We start from the raw sequence: 17,759 nt of genomic DNA on the forward strand, positions 1-17,759 counted from the left end.
AGACTTGTGGCGTAATTTGGTCAGATGAAATTCACGAAGCCAGTACGCGAGAATTCATACGCAAAAAACAAAAAAAAGCGCCCCGTTCTTGCGAACGAGGCGTTTTAATTGGCGCAGCGGCAGGGGCTCTCCTACACAAGCGCAGGCCGCGGAATCGCTTGCAAGCGATTCCCTTCTCGCCCCGCCGGGAGCCGCGCAGGCGGCTCCCTCCGCTCCGCAGGTTTTTGCTGCGCAAAAACAAAAATGCCCCGTTCTTGCGAACGAGGCATTTTATTTGGCGGAGCGGACGGGGCTCGAACCCGCGACCCCCGGCGTGACAGGCCGGTATTCTAACCAACTGAACTACCGCTCCTAAACTGGTGCTGACTGCAAGATGCTGGTGGGCGCTGAGAGGCTCGAACTCCCGACCTAAGCCTTGTAAGGGCTCCGCTCTACCAACTGAGCTAAGCGCCCCGGCAAACTTCACAGTCTCGTTGCTTTGTTACCTCAGCAACGAAAGAACATTATTTTATAGCATCTTTTAAAGCTTTGCCAGCTTTAAATTTGGGAACCTTCGACGCCTTGATCTTCAGGGCAGCGCCGGTCTGGGGATTGCGGCCCGTACGCGCAGCACGCTTGCCGACGGCAAAGGTCCCGAAACCTACCAGGGTGACCGTGCCGTTCTTCTTCAGCGTGTTCTTCACTGCACCAATGAATGCGTCTACTGCACGTCCCGCTGCTGCCTTGGAAATGTCGGCCTCGCCGGCAATGTGCTCAATCAGTTCGCCTTTATTCACTTACGCCCCTCGAACAAGTTTCTGGTTGTTTGATTTCAAACGACAGTGCCTCGGCTCGAACACATCGCGACAGAGCCCTCCACACCATCGCTTGCCTGACGGAAATTTTCCGCAGCGGCTATTAAACAAGCCCATCTGCAGCGCTGTCAAGCCAAGGCGCAGGCTTGACGCGATTTTCAGTGAGATTTTCACACACATTCCCGCAGGCCGATACATGAAGCCTTTGGGTACATAAAAAAGGCGCCTCAACTGAGGCGCCTTTCAAAGCGGAGGACTCCCGCAGGATCAATGCTTCACAACCGGGTCCGTCGCACCTTCCTTCGGCTTGACGGCCGCTTCGACGATAGCTTCATCTTCGGTCAGCGGGACCGGCTGGCGTTCCAGCGCCACTTCCAGGACCTTGTCGATCCAGCGCACCGGGATGATCTCCAGCTTGTTCTTGACGTTGTCCGGGATCTCGGCCAGATCCTTCACATTCTGCTCAGGAATCAACACGGTCTTGATACCGCCGCGATGCGCCGCCAGCAGCTTTTCCTTCAGACCGCCGATAGGCAGCACTTCGCCGCGCAGCGTGATTTCACCCGTCATCGCCACATCAGCCCGCACCGGAATGCCGCTGAAGATGGACACCAGCGCCGTGGTCATTGCGATACCGGCGGACGGACCGTCCTTGGGCGTCGCACCTTCCGGCACGTGAATGTGGATGTCGCTCTTCTCGAACACCTCGTTCTTGATGCCCAGCTTGCGGGCACGGCTGCGAACCACCGTACGTGCAGCCTCGATCGATTCCTTCATCACATCGCCCAAGGTACCGGTGCGGATGATCTGGCCCTTGCCGGGCATGTTCACCGCTTCGATGGTCAGCAGGTCGCCACCGACTTCGGTCCAGGCCAGGCCGACCACCTGGCCGATCTGGTTTTCCTTCTCGGCGATGCCGAAGTCATAACGACGCACGCCCAGGAACTTGTCCAGGTTGCGCGAGGTGACCGTGACCTTCTTCTCCTGCTTCTTCAGCAGCAGCAGCTTCACCACCTTGCGGCAGATCTTCGAGACTTCGCGTTCCAGCGAACGCACACCGGCTTCACGGGTGTAGTAGCGGATGATGTCGCGGATGGCCGACTCGGCCACGCTGATCTCGCCTTCCTTCAAGCCGTTGTTCTTGATCTGCTTGGGCAGCAGGTATCGCTGCGCAATGCTGGTCTTTTCATCCTCGGTGTAACCCGACAGGCGGATCACTTCCATCCGGTCCAGCAGTGCCGGCGGGATGTTGAACGAGTTCGAGGTCGCCACGAACATCACATCCGAGAGGTCGAAATCGACTTCGATGTAATGGTCGGAGAAGGTGTGGTTCTGCTCCGGATCCAGCACTTCCAGCAAGGCCGACGACGGATCGCCACGGAAATCCATGCCCAGCTTGTCGATTTCATCCAGCAGGAACAGCGGGTTGCGCACGCCGACCTTGGACAGGCTCTGCAGGATCTTGCCCGGCATGGAACCGATGTAGGTGCGGCGGTGGCCACGGATCTCGGCTTCGTCACGCACGCCACCCAGGGCCATGCGGACGAACTTGCGGTTCGTTGCACGGGCGATGGATTGGCCCAGCGAGGTCTTGCCCACGCCCGGGGGACCGACGAAGCACAGGATCGGTGCCTTCAGCTTGTCCACGCGCTGTTGCACGGCGAGGTATTCCAGGATGCGTTCCTTGACCTTCTCCAGGCCATAGTGATCGCCTTCCAGCACTTTCTCGGCATTGGTGAGGTCGTTGTTAACCTTGGACTTCTTCTTCCAGGGCAGCGCCACCAGGGTGTCGATGTAGTTGCGCACCACCGTCGCTTCAGCCGACATGGGCGACATCAGCTTCAACTTCTTGAGCTCGGATTGCGCCTTTTCCAGGGCTTCCTTGGGCATCTTGGCGGCGGCGATCTTCTTTTCCAGCTCTTCCAGATCGGCACCGTCTTCGCCTTCGCCCAGTTCCTTCTGGATGGCCTTGACCTGTTCGTTCAGGTAGTACTCGCGCTGCGACTTTTCCATCTGGCGCTTGACGCGCCCACGGATGCGCTTTTCCACCTGCAGGATATCGAGTTCGCCTTCCAGCTGGCCCAGCAGATGCTCGTAGCGCTTGGTGACGTTGAAGATCTCCAGGATCACCTGCTTCTGCTCCAGCTTCAGCGGCAGATGCGCGGCGATGGTGTCGGCCAATCGGCCGGCGTCGTCGATACCGGCCAGCGAGGTCAGGATCTCGGGAGGGATCTTCTTGTTCAGCTTCACGTACTGGTCGAACTGCTGCACGATGGTACGGCGCATGGCTTCGACTTCAGCCTCGTCGCCCTGCTCGGATTCCACAGGGGTCAGGTCGGCGACGAAGTGGGTTTCCAGTTCGCTGATGTGATGGATGCGGGCACGCTGCGCGCCTTCGACCAGCACCTTCACGGTACCGTCAGGCAGCTTCAGCATCTGCAGGATATTGGCCACGCAGCCGATTTCGTAAATGTCTTCGGCCGAAGGCTCGTCCTTGGCGGCGGCCTTCTGGGCTGCCAGCATGATGCTCTTGCCCTGCTCCATGGCCGCTTCCAGCGCCTTGATCGACTTCGGGCGGCCGACGAAGAGCGGAATCACCATATGCGGGAAGACAACCACATCCCGTAAGGGCAACAGCGGCAATTGCGATTGTTCTGTGAGTATAGGAGTCGTCATGGCGGGCCTTATCAATAAGTACTGTGAATGATGTTGGCACGAGTGACCAAAACACAAGTCCGGTGGAAGAAATATTCACCAGCTGCGCGTTGTCATGATCGCAACAAAATAAAAAAGCCACACGCGAAGCTAGCTCCGGGTGGCTTTTCGATGGAAGCCAGTTATGTGCGCCGGTTTATTTTACCGTGTTTGCGGTGACCGGACTTCGTGGTGGCTTCTTGCTTCCGGAAGGCCCCGCTTGGGGGCCTTCCTTTCCTGCTCTTTACTTCACTTGCCGGGCTATCAGCCGCCCGAGACCTTCGGTTGGTCGTGATAGATCAACAGCGGCTTGGCACCATTGGTGATGGTGTTCTCGTCGACCACGACCTTGGCCACGTTCTGCTCGCTCGGAAGCTCATACATCACATCCAGCAGGGCGTGCTCCAGAATGGAACGCAGGCCACGTGCGCCGGTCTTGCGCGCCAGCGCCTTCTTGGCGATGGCGTGCATGGCGGCCGGACGGATTTCCAGTTCCGCGCCTTCCATCTGCAACAGCTTGGCGTACTGCTTGATGAGCGCGTTCTTGGGCTCGACCAGGATCTGGATCAGGGCTTCTTCATCCAGCTCGTTCAAGGTCGCGATCACCGGCAGACGGCCCACCAGTTCCGGGATCAGGCCGAACTTGACCAGGTCTTCCGGTTCGGCGTTCAACAGCACTTCCGAATTGCTCTTCTGGGTCTGGCTCTTCACGCTGGCCGAGAAACCGATGCCGCTCTTTTCGGAACGGTCGGAAATGATCTTGGCCAGGCCATCGAAGGCGCCGCCGCAGATGAACATGATGTTGGTCGTGTCGATCTGCACGAAGTCCTGGTTCGGATGCTTGCGGCCACCCTGCGGCGGCACCGAGGCCATGGTGCCTTCGATCAGCTTCAGCAGGGCTTGCTGCACGCCTTCACCGGAGACGTCGCGGGTGATGGACGGGTTATCCGACTTGCGCGAGATCTTGTCGATTTCGTCGATGTAGACGATGCCCTTCTGAGCTTTCTCGACTTCGTAATTGCAGTTCTGCAGCAGCTTCTGGATGATGTTCTCGACGTCCTCGCCGACATAGCCGGCTTCGGTCAGGGTGGTCGCATCCGCGATCACGAACGGGACGTTGAGCATGCGTGCCAGAGTCTGTGCCAGCAAGGTCTTGCCGGAACCAGTCGGGCCCACCAGCAGGATGTTGCTCTTGGCCAGCTCGACATCATCCTTCTTGCCGAGATGCTTCAGGCGCTTGTAGTGGTTGTAGACCGCCACCGACAGGATGCGCTTGGCAGTAGCCTGTCCGATCACGTACTGGTCCAGCAGGTCGGTGATTTCCTGCGGGGTCGGCAGATCCGACTTGGTGCCGGTGACGCTTTCCACGCTGGCGGCTTCATCACGGATGATGTCGTTGCACAGGTCGATGCATTCGTCGCAGATGAAGACCGAAGGACCGGCGATGAGCTTCTTCACTTCATGCTGGCTTTTGCCGCAGAAGGAGCAATAAAGCAGTTTTTCGCCGCTGGAAGATTTTTTCTCGGACATAGAGCTACTAGAGTAAAAGTTACGACCCGATCATACCCGCGAAATCCGGATTCGTCACGGCTTGGTCATTTTTGCTGTCCCAAATTGCTTCACGGGACTGCCGTATGACCGTTATATGTCAGCCCAGGTGCCATTTATCAAGCAAATAGAACCCGAAAAGCCGCTCTGTGCCAATTTCGTCAAAATTGGGCCAAAAAAAATGCCCGAACCGTATTACGTTCGGGCATTTTTCGCGTTGGATCGTCGCCAATGCGATGACGCAAACTCAAGCGCGCTGGGTCAGCACCTGGTCGATCAGACCATATTCCGCGGCGGCCTCGGCCGACATGAAATTGTCGCGATCGGTATCCTTGCTGATCTGCTCGACGCTACGGCCGGTCTTCTCAGCGAGGATGGTGTTCAGACGTTCACGCAGGTACAGGATTTCACGTGCCTGGATCTCGATATCCGATGCCTGGCCCTGGGCGCCGCCCAGAGGCTGGTGAATCATGATGCGCGAGTTCGGCAGCGAGAAACGCTTGCCCTTGGCGCCAGCAGCCAGCAGGAAAGCACCCATGGAGGCGGCCAGACCCGTGCACAGCGTCGACACTTGCGGCTTGATGAACTGCATCGTGTCGAAGATCGCCATGCCGGCCGATACCGAACCGCCAGGCGAATTGATGTACAGGGAAATGTCCTTGTCCGGGTTTTCGCTTTCCAGGAACAGCAGCTGGGCCACGATCAGGTTGGCCATCGCATCATTGACCGGTCCGACCAGGAAAATGATGCGTTCCTTCAGCAGGCGCGAATAGATGTCGTAAGCGCGTTCGCCACGGCCACTCTGTTCGATCACCATCGGCACCATGCCGAGCATTTGGGTGTCCAGTGCAGATTGCTTCATCAGACCTGTCATGTATGCATCCTTAAGCGTAAGAGTTTTCTGATACTACTAGAGAAAACCGGATTACGCTTGCGCCTGATTACCCATCAGTTCGTCGAACGAAACCGGCTTTTCCGAGACCTTGGCCTTGCCGAGAACGTAGTTGACGACGTTTTCTTCCAAAACAAGAGCTTCGACTTCGGCCAGGCGGCGACGGTCGGAGAAGTAGTACTTCAGCACTTGTTGCGGATCTTCGTAGCTCTGAGCGAAGTCTTCGATCTGGGCCTTGACCTGCTCTTCGGTGGCTTCCAGCTTGTTCTGCTTGACCACTTCAGCCAGGATCAGGCCCAGGCGCACGCGGCGCTCGGCCTGGGCGGTGAACAGTTCCTTGGGCAGTTGCATGACCTTCGGGTCCATGCCGCGCTGGGCCATGTCCTGACGGGCCATTTCGGACAGGCGCTCGACGTCCTGGTCAATCAGGGCCTGGGGCACATCCAGCTCCGAGGCCTTGATCAGGGCGTTCATGACGCTGTCCTTGGTCTTGGCCTTGGTGCGGGCGGTGACTTCGCGCTCCAGGTTCTTCTTGATGTCTTCGCGCATCTTGGTCAGGTCGCCGTCTTCGATGCCCAGGGATTGAGCGAAGACTGCATCGACTTCAGGCATGTGCGCCCATTCGATCTTCTTGACGGTGATGGTGAATTCAGCGGTCTTGCCGGCCACGTCCTTGCCGTGATAGTCCTCGGGGAAAGCCAGCGGGAAGGACTTCGACTCGCCGACCTTCAGGCCGATGGTGGCTGCTTCGAATTCCGGCAGCATGCGGCCTTCGCCCAGCACGAACGGGAAGGCATCGGCCTTGCCGCCCTGGAATTCGACGCCGTCGATCTTGCCAACGAAGTCCACGGTCACGCGGTCGCCGTTCTGGGCCGACTGGTCGGCACCGCCGTCGCCGTGCGCGCCTTGCTCGCCCTTGACGTGGTAGTGCACGCGCTGCTTGCGCAGGATGTCGATGGTCTTGTCGATTTCGGCGTCGGAGACGGCCGCGGTGGTCTTCTCGACTTCAGCGCCGGACAGGTCGCCCAGGGTGACTTCGGGATAGACTTCGAAGGTGGCGTCGAAGGCCAGCTTGCCTTCGCCGGCTTCTTCGCTGGTCTTGGGTTCGATGCGCGGGAAACCTGCCACGCGCAGGTTGTTTTCGACGGCGGCGTCGTTGAATGCGCGGCCGACCTTGTCGTTCAGGACTTCGGTTTCGACCTGGTAGCCGAACTGGGCGGCAACCATCTTCATCGGCACTTTACCCGGACGGAAACCCGGTGCCTTGGCGGTACGGGCGCGCACCTTCAGGCGCTTTTCCACTTCAGCCTGAACATCGGCCAGCGGGAAAGACAGGGTCATACGACGTTCGAGTTTGCTCAGGGTTTCGACTGCAGTTGCCATTTAAATCGTCCAAATGTTAAGAATTCCGTAAGCCGGAGCATGCTGTCTTTCATCCCGATCATCAGACTGCAGACGAAAAGCGCCCTGCCCGGCCGCGCTAAAGCTCGCTATTTTATACGCAAAAAGCGCCGATAGTCCAAAAATGGGCTTGCCGCGCTGCAAACAGCCGCAAATCCCCTCCGAAGCCCCCCGAGCCAGCCCCGGCGCGGCCCGCCAACGCGCAGCTGCTGCCGGCGGATTGCCTGCCAGCAAAGTCCGCGGTAAAGAATTTAGAGAATTTTCCTCATTTCACCGGGATCGGCGTGGAAGGTGCCACCGGTACGGCGGTGACGGCATTCATCGGGCTGCCATCGATGAGCTTGTCCGAATAGGTCAGGTAGACCAGCGTATTGCGCTTGGTATCGACCACCCGCACCACGTGCAGGCGCTTGAAGAGAATGGACATGCGCTCGCTGAAGACATCTTCCTGCACCGGCAGCTTGTCCTGGAATTGCAGGGTCGGCGCCACCTGGCGGCAGGCGATGGAGGCTTCGGACTTGTCCTCGGCCAGGCCGACCGTGCCCTTGACGCCGCCGGTGCGGGCACGCGAGACGTAACAGGTCACGCCCTGCACCTTGGGGTCATCATAGGCTTCGATGACCACGCGGTCGTTCTTGCCCAGCCAGCGGAAGGCGGTGCTGACGTCGGCCAGTTCTTCGGCCGAGGCCTGGGGAACGGTGGCGGCAAGTGCGAAGACGGAAAAGATCGCCCCGGCCAGGGCGCGTGCTTGATGATTCATGGAGATGCCCGGATAAAGTGAATGAAACCTTCGTAGAGAGGCGGTAGACCGCCTTGCAGGCATATTGTTCAGCTTGTGCCCACCCTTGACGCCGCTTTGCATCGGGCTAAACGTCCCGACGAGGGCAAGTGAAGCTCAATCTTCGATCTTTTCGAAACGCGGCACTTGCTTGCCATCGAGGTCCACTGTTTCGAAGAAAACATCGCGCGGACGCAGCCAAAGGCGGCCATCGGCGGCGCGGTAGATGATCATGGGCGTGAGGTCGGCTTCGAGGATGGCCTCGTCGATATAGTCATAGATGCCGCCCTTGTAGTGACGATAGCGTGTCATGGCAATCCTGCTGGCTGGAAGAAGAAGCGGCATGGTACTACCGATCAGCGGCGGCACAAAAATGTCCGCACAGAAAAACGCCCACAGTGACAAGACCTTGCAGTACAATGGCGCGCTTTGACAAATTGCTACCTGCATCGGTAGCGGCAAGTCTGCGGCGCAAGCCCTGCCAGACTGCTATCGCACCGGTGCCCGACCCCCTTCAGCGAGGATGGCGAAATTGGTAGACGCACCAGGTTTAGGTCCTGACGCCAGCAATGGTGTGGGGGTTCGAGTCCCCCTCCTCGCACCAGACAATCCGTTCTGCCCCCGGCTTTGCCATCGCAGCTGCCATTGACTGCATGATCCCGGCGCACGCTACCTGCGCACGAATCACATCCAGCCCGGCCTGGTCGCACTGTTCTGATTTCTGCAACAGGCTCCTCTTCCCCATCCAGCAAAACCGTGGCCACTCCGGCATAAAAAAAATATCATGCCCCCTCCCCGCCTCCCCCGCTTCCAGTCCTCATTGCCACCGCTTTGAACGACCATCAGTCCCCTCACGTTGGCATTTCCCTTGCGGTCAATTCTTGTCAAGCGGCCAACGGCACTTTTGTGCGATTTACCGAAGCATTTCAATCCGATTGAATCGCCCCGGGACAACAAAATTCATATAGCAAGCTTGCGGCACCGGCCCGGGTCCGTCAGAGGCGCAATCCGGCCTCCGTACGCACCCAGCGGCACCGCAGGCCACACGTCCCCGGGGAAAGACGCAGCCTGCGCAGACTTTCCTCGAACGCCTTCGCCTTCACCGGCGTACTTCAAAGGGAAACCATGTCCACCCATTCCGCCACGCAAGCACCACGCGCCGCCGCAGCCCCGCTCCCGGATCCGGTCATCACCCGCATCGACAAACGCTTCGTCCAGATCAAGACCGGCAGCGTCACCAAAATCATCTTTGCGCCGGTCTCGCCCGACATCAAGCTCTTCGACCCACCGGAAAAACCCGCTGCCACACCGTTAGCCACCAAGCCGCCAGCCATCGCAAGCAAGCCCGTCATCAAGCCGCCTGTGGCCAGCCCCACCAAACCGCCGCCAGCCAAGCCGTCGCCCATCAAAACCCCCGTCAACGTCAAGCCGCACATCGAACCGTCCCCGATCACCATTAAGCCCGCAAGCAACAAGCCCGGCAGCCTCGACACGCCCGCCAGCCTCGACAAGCCGGCGACTCCCGACAAGCCCGCCAGCGTCGACAAGCCGACCAGCATCCACACGGTCAGCCCCGCCAAACCTGCCGTTACCCCAACATTGACCCCGGTCTCGCCGCCGACGCCGGTTATCACCCCACCCAGCGCCCACGCGAGCCCTCCTGCAGCCGTCAGCAACAAGCCTGCCGCTGCAGCGCCAAGGCCGGCACCAGCACCCGTGCAGCCCTCCAGCCTCAAGCCAGCCACCCCGGAAAAACAGCCGGCCCCCACGACCATGCCAGCCCAGCGCGACAAGATCGATGGCAAGGACGTGCTGGTCTACGGCAACCCGAAGTCCTACCAAGATCTGGACTATTGCCAGGGCGATGCCGTCTCGGGCTACATGGGCACCTGTTCAGAAACCAGCATCGCCAACCTGCTCATGATCGCCGGTCGGGATGTGACCGAAAAAGACGTAGTCCAGAGAGCCATCGACAACGGCTGGTGCGACACCGTCAGCTCCAATCCCAGCCAGCGCGGCGGCACCGTCTTCGGGATGCAACGCCTGCTGCTGGAAAGCTTTGGCATGCCCGTCGAGGCCATCACGGATTACGATCCCAACAAGCTGGCCGCCCTCATCAAGGAGGGCAGAGGTGTGCTCATGGGCGTGAACGGCTATGAGCTGTGGGGTGGCGATCTGGACAAGAATTTGCTGGAACTGATCAACGTCAATCACATGATCAACCTGACCGGCGCTGTCTATGCGGCCGACACCGGTGCCCTGCAAGGCTTCTATATTGTCGACTCGGGACGCGGACGGTCCGGCGATGCTGCACGCTACGTTTCACTGAGCGAACTGGACAAGGCCGCGCATTTCCAGTCCGGTTGCTCGGGTTTCTATACTGTCGATCCGATCAAGAAGCTGGCGCTGCCCGAGGATCCGAGGATGGCCGACCCGGCCAAACCGCAACACAAGCTCATCACCGGCCCGGACGTACTGACCTATGGCAATCCCTTTGCCTTCTCCAATGATCTCGACTACAACCAGGGGGATGCGGTCGCCCGCTATGAAGGCACGTCAGGCGAGGTCTGCATCGCCAACCTGGCCACCATCGCCGGCATGTCCGTAACGGAAAAGGACGTGGTCAACAAGGCCATCGCCGAAAAACTGTGCGATACCACCAGCAAATCCACCACCAAGCGCGGCACCATCAGTGCGGAAAACGAACTGATCCTGCTCAAGGAATTTGGCCTGGCCTCGACATTGACCCAGGGCTTCGACGAAAACGCTGTAGCACGCGACATCCTCGCGGGCAAAGGCGTCATCGTCACGGTCAATGGCAGCAAGCTCTGGGCCAAGAACATTCCGGAAAACGTCGGCATGACCGATCACATGATCGCCATCATCGGCGTGGGCTACGGCGCGCAAACCGGCGCGGTGGACGGTTTCTACATCACCGATTCCGGCCGGGGGCGCGATACCGACACCTGCCGCTACGTCAGTTTGCAGACGTTGCGCGATTGCACCAACGCCAGCGGCTCCGTCACCATCACCACCAACGACGCCATCAAGCCCTTCAACAGGGCCAATGGCGGGGCCGGCGCCGCCCTGGATCACGCCGCAGCCGATGGCAAACTGTCCGCCCAGACCGGGCTGACCGCACCGGCAAAGCCTGCCGCATCCGGCGGCAATGCACTGGCAGCGCACTACCTGGACAGCTTCACCGCCCCCGCCCCGTTCGGCGACGATGAAGGCTCGCAACACAAGCTGCCCGGCGTGAAGGTCAGGAAGCACATCGCCCTGGCCAGCGACAAACAGGACCTGGCACTGGAAGCCGACAACCTCGATGCCACCGGCAATGTGCAAAACAACCGGCTCACCGGCAACGACCGCAACAACATCCTCGATGGCCTGGGCGGTGCCGACACCATGACCGGCGGCAAGGGCGACGACAGCTATTACGTCGACAACAGCGGCGACCGCGTGGTCGAGAAGGCGGGCGAAGGCACCGATACGGTCTATGCGACGGTCAGCACCACGCTTGCCGACAATGTCGAGAACCTGGTCCTGATCGATGCCACCAAGCCGCAGAGCGCGGTGATCAATGGCGTCAACGTGCTGGTGTACGGCATGCCGAAGTCCTACCTGCTGGACTACGCGCAGGGCGATGCCGTCCCCGATTTCCTGGGCACCTGCGGCGAGACGGTCGTGGCCAACATGGGCGTGCTGGCCGGCCGGCCCCTCACGGAAAAGGAAGTGGTCACCCGCGCCATCGACGAAATGCTCTGCGACGTCATCGACCCCTTGCCGGAGCACCGGGGCGGCACCTACCCGGAGGGCCAGCAAGCCCTGCTCAAGGATTTCGGTATTGACGCTACCATCACGCATGGCTTCGATGAAATGGCAGTCGCCCGGAGCATCAAGGAGGGCAAGGCGGTCGGCCTGAGCGTCAATGCCAGCCGCCTCTGGGACATGCCCATGGCCAGCAACAACCGCAGCAACCACTGCGTCACGGTCACCGGGGTGGCCTACTCGGTCGATACCGAGCAGATTACCGGCTTCTACATTGCCGACTCCGGACGCGGCAGAGCGGACGACATGAGCCGTTACGTCACGCTGCGGCAATTGCGCTACGCCACCGATGTCACCTCGGCCGACACCCTGACCACCGACCAGGCGGTCAAGCTCTCGGGGCAGAACGTGAATGCCACCGGCAACGACCTCGACAACATCCTGGCCGGCAATGGCGGAGCCAATGTCTTGACAGGCGGCAAGGGCAACGACCTGCTCATCGGCGGAACCGGCAACGACAGCTATCGCTTCGCCAAGGGCGACGGCCAGGATACGGTTTACGACCACGATGCCACCCAGGGCAATGTCGACACGCTCAGCTTCACCGACGCCCGGCAGGACAACCTGTGGTTCAGCAAGGCCGGCCAGGACCTGCGCATCAAGGTACTGGGAACAACGGACCAGGTGACGGTGAAGGACTGGTATGCCGGCGCTGCCGGGACGACCGACAACCACATCGAGCGCATCAAGACTGCCGACGGCAAATCCTTGCTGGACACTGATGTCGAGAAGCTGGTGCAAGCCATGGCCAGCTTCGCCCCGCCTAAGGCGACACAGACCACCTGGGCACAGGCGCAAGGAGGCGACGGCAAGGTCTTGCTGGCGGTCAGCCATTGATGGAGGGACCGATTGGGGCCACTGCGCATTGAGTGGCTTACCCCAAGCAAGCCGGTAGCGAATCAGACCTCGCTACCGGCTTCCGTTTTTTTGCAAAATGCTTCACCTGCTTCCGAGGCTGCTGGCCCCGGCGGGCTATGGCAAGGGTCTGCCGGAGAAAACTTCATCTCCCGGCTTTTTTGCTGCAATCCACGCACACCGGGCCGATTGCAGCCCGCCTGCGCGCAGCGGCGTACCGAACTGCTACAATCCGCGCCTTTGCTGGCTGGAGCGGGAGCTTTTCCTGCGCCGGCCGCGCCATCAAGCGAGGACCCGCCATGCCTACCCAGGAAGAATTCGACGCACTCAAGCAAAGCCACACCGCCTTGCTCAACAAGTTCATCGAGAACAATACCGCCGACCAGATCCTGTTCTCCACCCTCTTCACGGCCGCGGCCGTGCTGTCCAAGGATGGCAAGCAGTTCACCGAAGGCGCCATGGGCATTGCCCGCTCGCTGGCCGCGCAGTTGAATGCCGGCGGCACCATGCCCAAGGCCCTGCTGGAGACGGTCGAAACCCGCATCGCCACCATCGAGGCGCTGCTCAAGGACAAGTTCGACTGAGTCGCGCGCCCCATGGCCGTCGATCACTACGAGAACTTCCCCGTGGCCTCGCTGCTGCTGCCGGCGCGCCTGCGCCCGGCCGTAACCGCCATCTACGCCTTTGCCCGCAGCGCCGACGACATCGCCGATGAAGGCGACGCCCGCCCTGAAGAACGACTGGCTGCGCTGCATGCCTACGACGCGCAGCTCGACCTGATCGAGCAGCAGTTGCCCTGCACGCATCCCATCTTCACCCGTCTGCAGCAGACCATCGCCGATCACGCCCTGCCGCTGCAACCCTTCCGGGACCTGCTCTCGGCCTTCCGCCAGGATGTGGTGACCACCCGTTACCCCCGCTATCCGGACCTGCTGGACTACTGCCGCCGGTCTGCGAACCCGGTAGGAACCCTGATGCTTCACCTGTACGGTGCGGCGAATGAAGAAAACCTCCGGGATTCGGATGCCATCTGCAGCGCCTTGCAACTCATCAACTTCTGGCAAGACGTGGCCATCGACTGGCAAAAGGCGCGTATCTACCTGCCGCTGGAAGACCTGGAACGCTTCGGGGTCAGTGAAAACGACATCGCCCAAGCCTGCAACGACCAGCGCTGGCAACAGCTGATGCAGTTCGAGGTCGAGCGGGCGCGGGCACTGATGCTTTCCGGCGCCCCCCTGGCGCGGCGCCTGCCCGGCCGCATCGGGCTGGAACTGCGCATGGTGGTGCAAGGCGGGCTACGCATCCTGGAACGCATCGAGGCGGTGCAAGGGGATGTCTTCGGCCAGCGCCCCAAGCTGGGCAAGCCGGACTGGCTCATCGTGGGCTGGCGCGGCCTGACCCGTTAGGCCGCAGCCGCAATGACAAAACCCCGCCCGGCGCATTGGCCAGGCGGGGCTTCAGGAAGAAACGGCCGCGCGCAGTGTCAGACCAGCAAGGCGGCAGTCAGGGTGCGGATCTGTTCTTCGGAATCATCCAGCATCTCGCGCAGCGAACGGTCCCCGATATAGTCATCCACGAGGTTCTCGCCCCCGATACCGGCTTCGGCCACCGCAGTGCGCGCCAGGGGCGAAGGTACCGGCGAGAGTTCCTTGGCCAGCAGCAGCACGTCGCCGATGGTCTGGGGCGGCAGCACCCGCACGCCATGCCACAGCGATTCGATGGCATCGATCACCGGCTGGGGCACGCCCAGCTTCTTGAGCACGGCGCGGCCGATCATCTTTTCGCCGTATTCCATCCAGTCCTCGGTGCCGCCGTCGAGCAACCCCGGGAAGTCATCCGTGCGCGAAAGCAGGTAGAAGCCACCCACTTCGTGCACGATGCCGGCAAACATCGCCGTCTCCGGATCGGCCTTGGTCAGCTTGGAAGTGAGCACGTAGGCGGTGGCCGCCACGTGGGCGCAGTGTTCCCACAGCTGGGCCGACTTGATGCGCATGCCGGGATTGTTGATGGTACGGCCCAGCTGGCGCACGATCACCGAGGTGGTGATGGTATTGAGGGTACGGAAGCCCAGCCGCATCACGGCCGCCCGCACGTTGTTGATCTCCCCGCCGGAACGGTTGTAGGCCGCCGAATTGGCAATGGCGACCGTACGCGCTGACACCAGCGGCTCGGCCATCACCAGCTTGGCCGCCAGCTCCAGGTGGCATTCCGGGTCGGCCAGGGCCTTTTGCAGCTTCAGCGAGGCGCTGACGTTGGCCGGGAATACCAGCTCGCCGCGGCCAGCCTGCGAGGCGATGTTGCGAAAGATTTCCAGTCTGTCCATAGTGTCTCCAGCCTCCAGGGGGCCATCGTCGATGGCCGGGGTTGCCGATATGCCGCGCTTGCACGGGGTTTGTCCCGTGCTGCGCCACGTCTGCTTCGATTAACGGCAGAATTCATCCGGATTTGATGTCATGTGAATTTGTTTTTCCGGAATGCGCTTGTCCCGAGCTTAATGGACAACGCCGGGCCCCGCAATAGACGCTTGGAAGCCCCGTTTCAACAGCGGGTCACCCGCAGCCGGCATTTGCCCTGCCGGGCGCACTCGGCTAGCATAGCGCCTTTGCCGCAGGGGCCGCCAGGCTGCCTGCCCCCATGCTTCAACCGCCCGCCACGCATCCATGTCTCCAGACGAATACTGCCAGCAGAAGGCCGCCGCCAGCGGTTCCAGTTTTTATTACAGTTTCCTGTTCCTGCCGCCGCAGCGACGGCTGGCAATTACAGCGCTGTACGCCTTTTGCCGCGAGGTCGACGACACCGTCGATGAAATTGAAGACGCCATGGTGGCCCGCACCAAGCTCATGTGGTGGCGCAAGGAAATCGCCGCCATGCTGGAAGGCCAGCCCACGCACCCGGTCACCAAGGCCCTGCATCCGCACGTAGCCACTTACCAGTTGAAGGGCGAACACCTGCAAGCCATCATCGATGGCATGGAAATGGACCTGGACCAGACCCGCTACCTGGACTATCAGGGCCTGCAGCGCTACTGCTGGCATGTGGCCGGGGTGGTCGGGGTGCTCTCGGCCAGCATCTTCGGCCATACCCAGCCCGGCACCCTGCTCTTTGCCGAAAAGCTGGGGCTGGCCTTCCAGCTCACCAACATCATCCGCGACGTCGGCGAAGATGGCCGCAAGGGCCGCATCTACCTGCCCGTCAATGAACTGCAGCAATTCAATGTCACCGCTGCCGACATCCTCAACGCCCGCCACAGCGAGCGTTTCGAGGCACTGATGAAGTTCCAGGTCGAGCGCGCCCAGGCAGTCTATGACGAAGCCTTCGCCCTGCTGCCCAAGGAAGACCGCCGTGCCCAGCGCCCCGGCCTGATGATGGCTGCCATCTATCGCACCCTGCTCGACGAGATCACCCGCGACGGCTACCACGTGCTCAACCAGCGCATCTCGCTCACCCCCATCCGCAAGCTCTGGCTGGCCTGGAAGACCTATGTCTTCGGCTGACCGGGTGCTCTGCCGATGAGCGCACCGCGCCATTACGCCGTCATCGGCGCCGGCTGGGCCGGCTGCGCCGCTGCCGTGGCGCTGGCCGCCGGCGGCCATCGTGTGAGCCTGTTCGAAGCGGCCCGTACGCTGGGCGGCCGCGCACGGCGGGTAGAACTGGACGAACGTACGCTGGACAATGGCCAGCACATCCTGCTGGGGGCCTATCGTTCCACGCTGGCGCTGATGAAGCAGGTCGGCGTCGATCCGGCCAGCGCCTTGCTGCGCCTGCCTTTGCAGATGCGCTATCCGCTGGCCACGGGGGCGGAAGGCATGGATTTCGTGGCACCCCGCCTGCCGGCACCTTGGCACGTGGCCGTGGCGCTGCTGCGCGCCAAAGGGCTGGCGCGCGAAGACAAGATGGCGCTGGCGCGCTTTTCCACCACGGCGCGCTGGATGGGCTGGCAGCTGCATCAGGATTGCAGCGTGGCCGAACTGCTGGAGCGCCATGAGCAGACGCCGCGGCTGATTCGCCTGATGTGGCATCCGCTGTGCATCGCGGCGCTCAATACCCCGCCGGAGCGGGCTTCGGCGCAAGTCTTCCTGAACGTCTTGCGCGACAGCCTGGGCGCGCGCCGCGCTGCCTCCGACATGCTGATTCCCCGCGTTGACCTGGGCGCATTGCTGCCCGATGCGGCGGCCACCTATCTGGGCAAGCGCGGCGGGCTGGTACAGCCGGGCGTAGCCGTGGCGCGCCTGCTTCCGGGCAATGATGAAGGCAGCTGGCGACTGGAAGACCGCGCCGCTGAAAGCCTGGGCGAATTCGCCGGGGTGGTGCTGGCCACCGGCCCCGACGCCGCCGCGCAGCTGCTGGCAGGCCTGCATGACACGACGCTGCTGCAGGCGCTGGAACATGAACCGATCACCACCTGCTATTTGCAATATTCGTCTGCCGTGCGGCTGCCAGGCGCCTTCCTGGCGCTGGCCGATGACCCGCAGCGCCAGGCCTGGGGCCAGTTCGTCTTTGATCGCGGGCAATTGGGCGGCGAGGCAGGCTTGCTGGCGGTCGTCGTCAGCGCTGCCGGCCAGGCCGTCGCCGAGGGCCACGCGGCACTGACTGCCGGCATCACGCGCCAACTGGCGAACGACTTCGGCGATACAGCCCTGGCCACGCCCGGGTGGAGCCGCGTCATCACTGAAAAGCGCGCCACCTTCGCCTGCACGCCCGGCCTGCAGCGGCCCGACAATGCCGGCATGCCCGCCGGACTGGCACTGGCCGGGGATTATGTGGCGGGCGCCTACCCTGCCACCCTGGAAGGCGCGGTGCGCAGCGGGATGGCAGCGGCGCGGCGGCTGGCGGCCTGACCGTAAAATTTTCATGGATGGCGGCAAAGGGATTCACCCCAAGCCCGGCAGGTATGCACTAGCATAACGGGCATTGAGCAATCCCTTGTCCGCAGTCCGATTCCGGTTCGTGCCTGCAATCCCAACAC

At 61.5% G+C, this 17,759-nt stretch carries 14 protein-coding genes and 3 tRNA genes; 7 read left to right on the forward strand and 10 right to left on the reverse strand.

All coding sequences use genetic code 11. From position 1 onward, the window contains the following. Positions 1-275: 275 nt before the first annotated feature. From ACLRDN_RS14060 to ACLRDN_RS14100, 9 genes are all read right to left on the reverse strand, one after another. A tRNA-Asp gene (locus ACLRDN_RS14060) sits at positions 276-352 on the reverse strand. Positions 353-377: 25 nt separating this feature from the next. Continuing rightward, positions 378-453, reverse strand: a tRNA-Val gene (locus ACLRDN_RS14065). A 50-nt stretch (positions 454-503) separates the two neighbouring features. Then, on the reverse strand, positions 504-776 hold the full coding sequence (locus ACLRDN_RS14070) for an HU family DNA-binding protein (RefSeq protein ID WP_145601900.1): 273 nt from the start codon (positions 774-776) through the stop codon (positions 504-506). Between the two features lie 285 nt (positions 777-1,061). Beyond that, on the reverse strand, positions 1,062-3,470 hold the full coding sequence (gene lon, locus ACLRDN_RS14075) for an endopeptidase La (protein ID WP_145601899.1): 2,409 nt from the start codon (positions 3,468-3,470) through the stop codon (positions 1,062-1,064). Positions 3,471-3,752: 282 nt separating this feature from the next. Next, entirely contained in the window at positions 3,753-5,018 is a 1,266-nt protein-coding gene (gene clpX / locus ACLRDN_RS14080) for an ATP-dependent Clp protease ATP-binding subunit ClpX (protein WP_039787216.1), read from the reverse strand. A gap of 265 nt (positions 5,019-5,283) precedes the next feature. Continuing rightward, positions 5,284-5,910, reverse strand: a complete 627-nt coding sequence (gene clpP, locus ACLRDN_RS14085) for an ATP-dependent Clp endopeptidase proteolytic subunit ClpP (protein ID WP_034341328.1) — start codon at positions 5,908-5,910, stop codon at positions 5,284-5,286. 51 nt (positions 5,911-5,961) lie between these two features. After that, complete coding sequence (gene tig, locus ACLRDN_RS14090) at positions 5,962-7,311, reverse strand: trigger factor (RefSeq protein WP_039787217.1); 1,350 nt, start codon at positions 7,309-7,311, stop codon at positions 5,962-5,964. Between the two features lie 283 nt (positions 7,312-7,594). Further along, the gene (locus ACLRDN_RS14095) at positions 7,595-8,089 is read right to left on the reverse strand and encodes a CreA family protein (RefSeq protein ID WP_413456782.1); all 495 of its coding nucleotides are present in this window, start codon (positions 8,087-8,089) and stop codon (positions 7,595-7,597) included. Positions 8,090-8,224: 135 nt separating this feature from the next. Next, on the reverse strand, positions 8,225-8,419 hold the full coding sequence (locus ACLRDN_RS14100; RefSeq protein WP_413456783.1) for a DUF1653 domain-containing protein: 195 nt from the start codon (positions 8,417-8,419) through the stop codon (positions 8,225-8,227). Between ACLRDN_RS14100 and ACLRDN_RS14105 the strand changes: the two genes are divergently transcribed. From ACLRDN_RS14105 to hpnC, 5 genes are all read left to right on the forward strand, one after another. Next, on the forward strand, positions 8,418-8,540 hold the full coding sequence (locus ACLRDN_RS14105; protein WP_259432396.1) for a hypothetical protein: 123 nt from the start codon (positions 8,418-8,420) through the stop codon (positions 8,538-8,540). The two genes, ACLRDN_RS14100 and ACLRDN_RS14105, sit on opposite strands and share 2 nt — an antisense overlap. 84 nt (positions 8,541-8,624) lie before the next feature. Further along, a tRNA-Leu gene (locus ACLRDN_RS14110) sits at positions 8,625-8,711 on the forward strand. A gap of 521 nt (positions 8,712-9,232) precedes the next feature. Beyond that, the gene (locus ACLRDN_RS14115) at positions 9,233-12,775 is read left to right on the forward strand and encodes a calcium-binding protein (protein WP_413456784.1); all 3,543 of its coding nucleotides are present in this window, start codon (positions 9,233-9,235) and stop codon (positions 12,773-12,775) included. Positions 12,776-13,092: 317 nt separating this feature from the next. Further along, positions 13,093-13,377 (forward strand): hypothetical protein, encoded by a 285-nt coding sequence (locus tag ACLRDN_RS14120; RefSeq protein ID WP_288064562.1) that lies wholly within the window; start codon positions 13,093-13,095, stop codon positions 13,375-13,377. A 12-nt stretch (positions 13,378-13,389) separates the two neighbouring features. Beyond that, complete coding sequence (gene hpnC, locus ACLRDN_RS14125) at positions 13,390-14,199, forward strand: squalene synthase HpnC (protein ID WP_413456785.1); 810 nt, start codon at positions 13,390-13,392, stop codon at positions 14,197-14,199. Positions 14,200-14,276: 77 nt separating this feature from the next. On the opposite strand, the gene ACLRDN_RS14130 is transcribed toward hpnC, so the two are convergent. Continuing rightward, positions 14,277-15,116: an HDOD domain-containing protein gene (locus ACLRDN_RS14130; RefSeq protein ID WP_413456786.1), complete on the reverse strand. Its 840-nt coding sequence runs from the start codon at positions 15,114-15,116 to the stop codon at positions 14,277-14,279. A gap of 337 nt (positions 15,117-15,453) precedes the next feature. On the opposite strand from ACLRDN_RS14130, the gene hpnD reads away from it, so the two are divergent. Both hpnD and hpnE read left to right on the forward strand, forming a co-directional pair. Further along, positions 15,454-16,287: a presqualene diphosphate synthase HpnD gene (gene hpnD / locus ACLRDN_RS14135; RefSeq protein ID WP_413456787.1), complete on the forward strand. Its 834-nt coding sequence runs from the start codon at positions 15,454-15,456 to the stop codon at positions 16,285-16,287. Positions 16,288-16,302: 15 nt separating this feature from the next. After that, positions 16,303-17,631 (forward strand): hydroxysqualene dehydroxylase HpnE, encoded by a 1,329-nt coding sequence (gene hpnE / locus ACLRDN_RS14140; RefSeq protein ID WP_413456788.1) that lies wholly within the window; start codon positions 16,303-16,305, stop codon positions 17,629-17,631. The last annotated feature ends 128 nt before the right edge of the window (positions 17,632-17,759 follow it).

The organism is Herbaspirillum huttiense (genome assembly GCF_047300815.1).
Classification (GTDB): Bacteria; Pseudomonadota; Gammaproteobacteria; order Burkholderiales; family Burkholderiaceae_D; genus Herbaspirillum; species Herbaspirillum huttiense_A.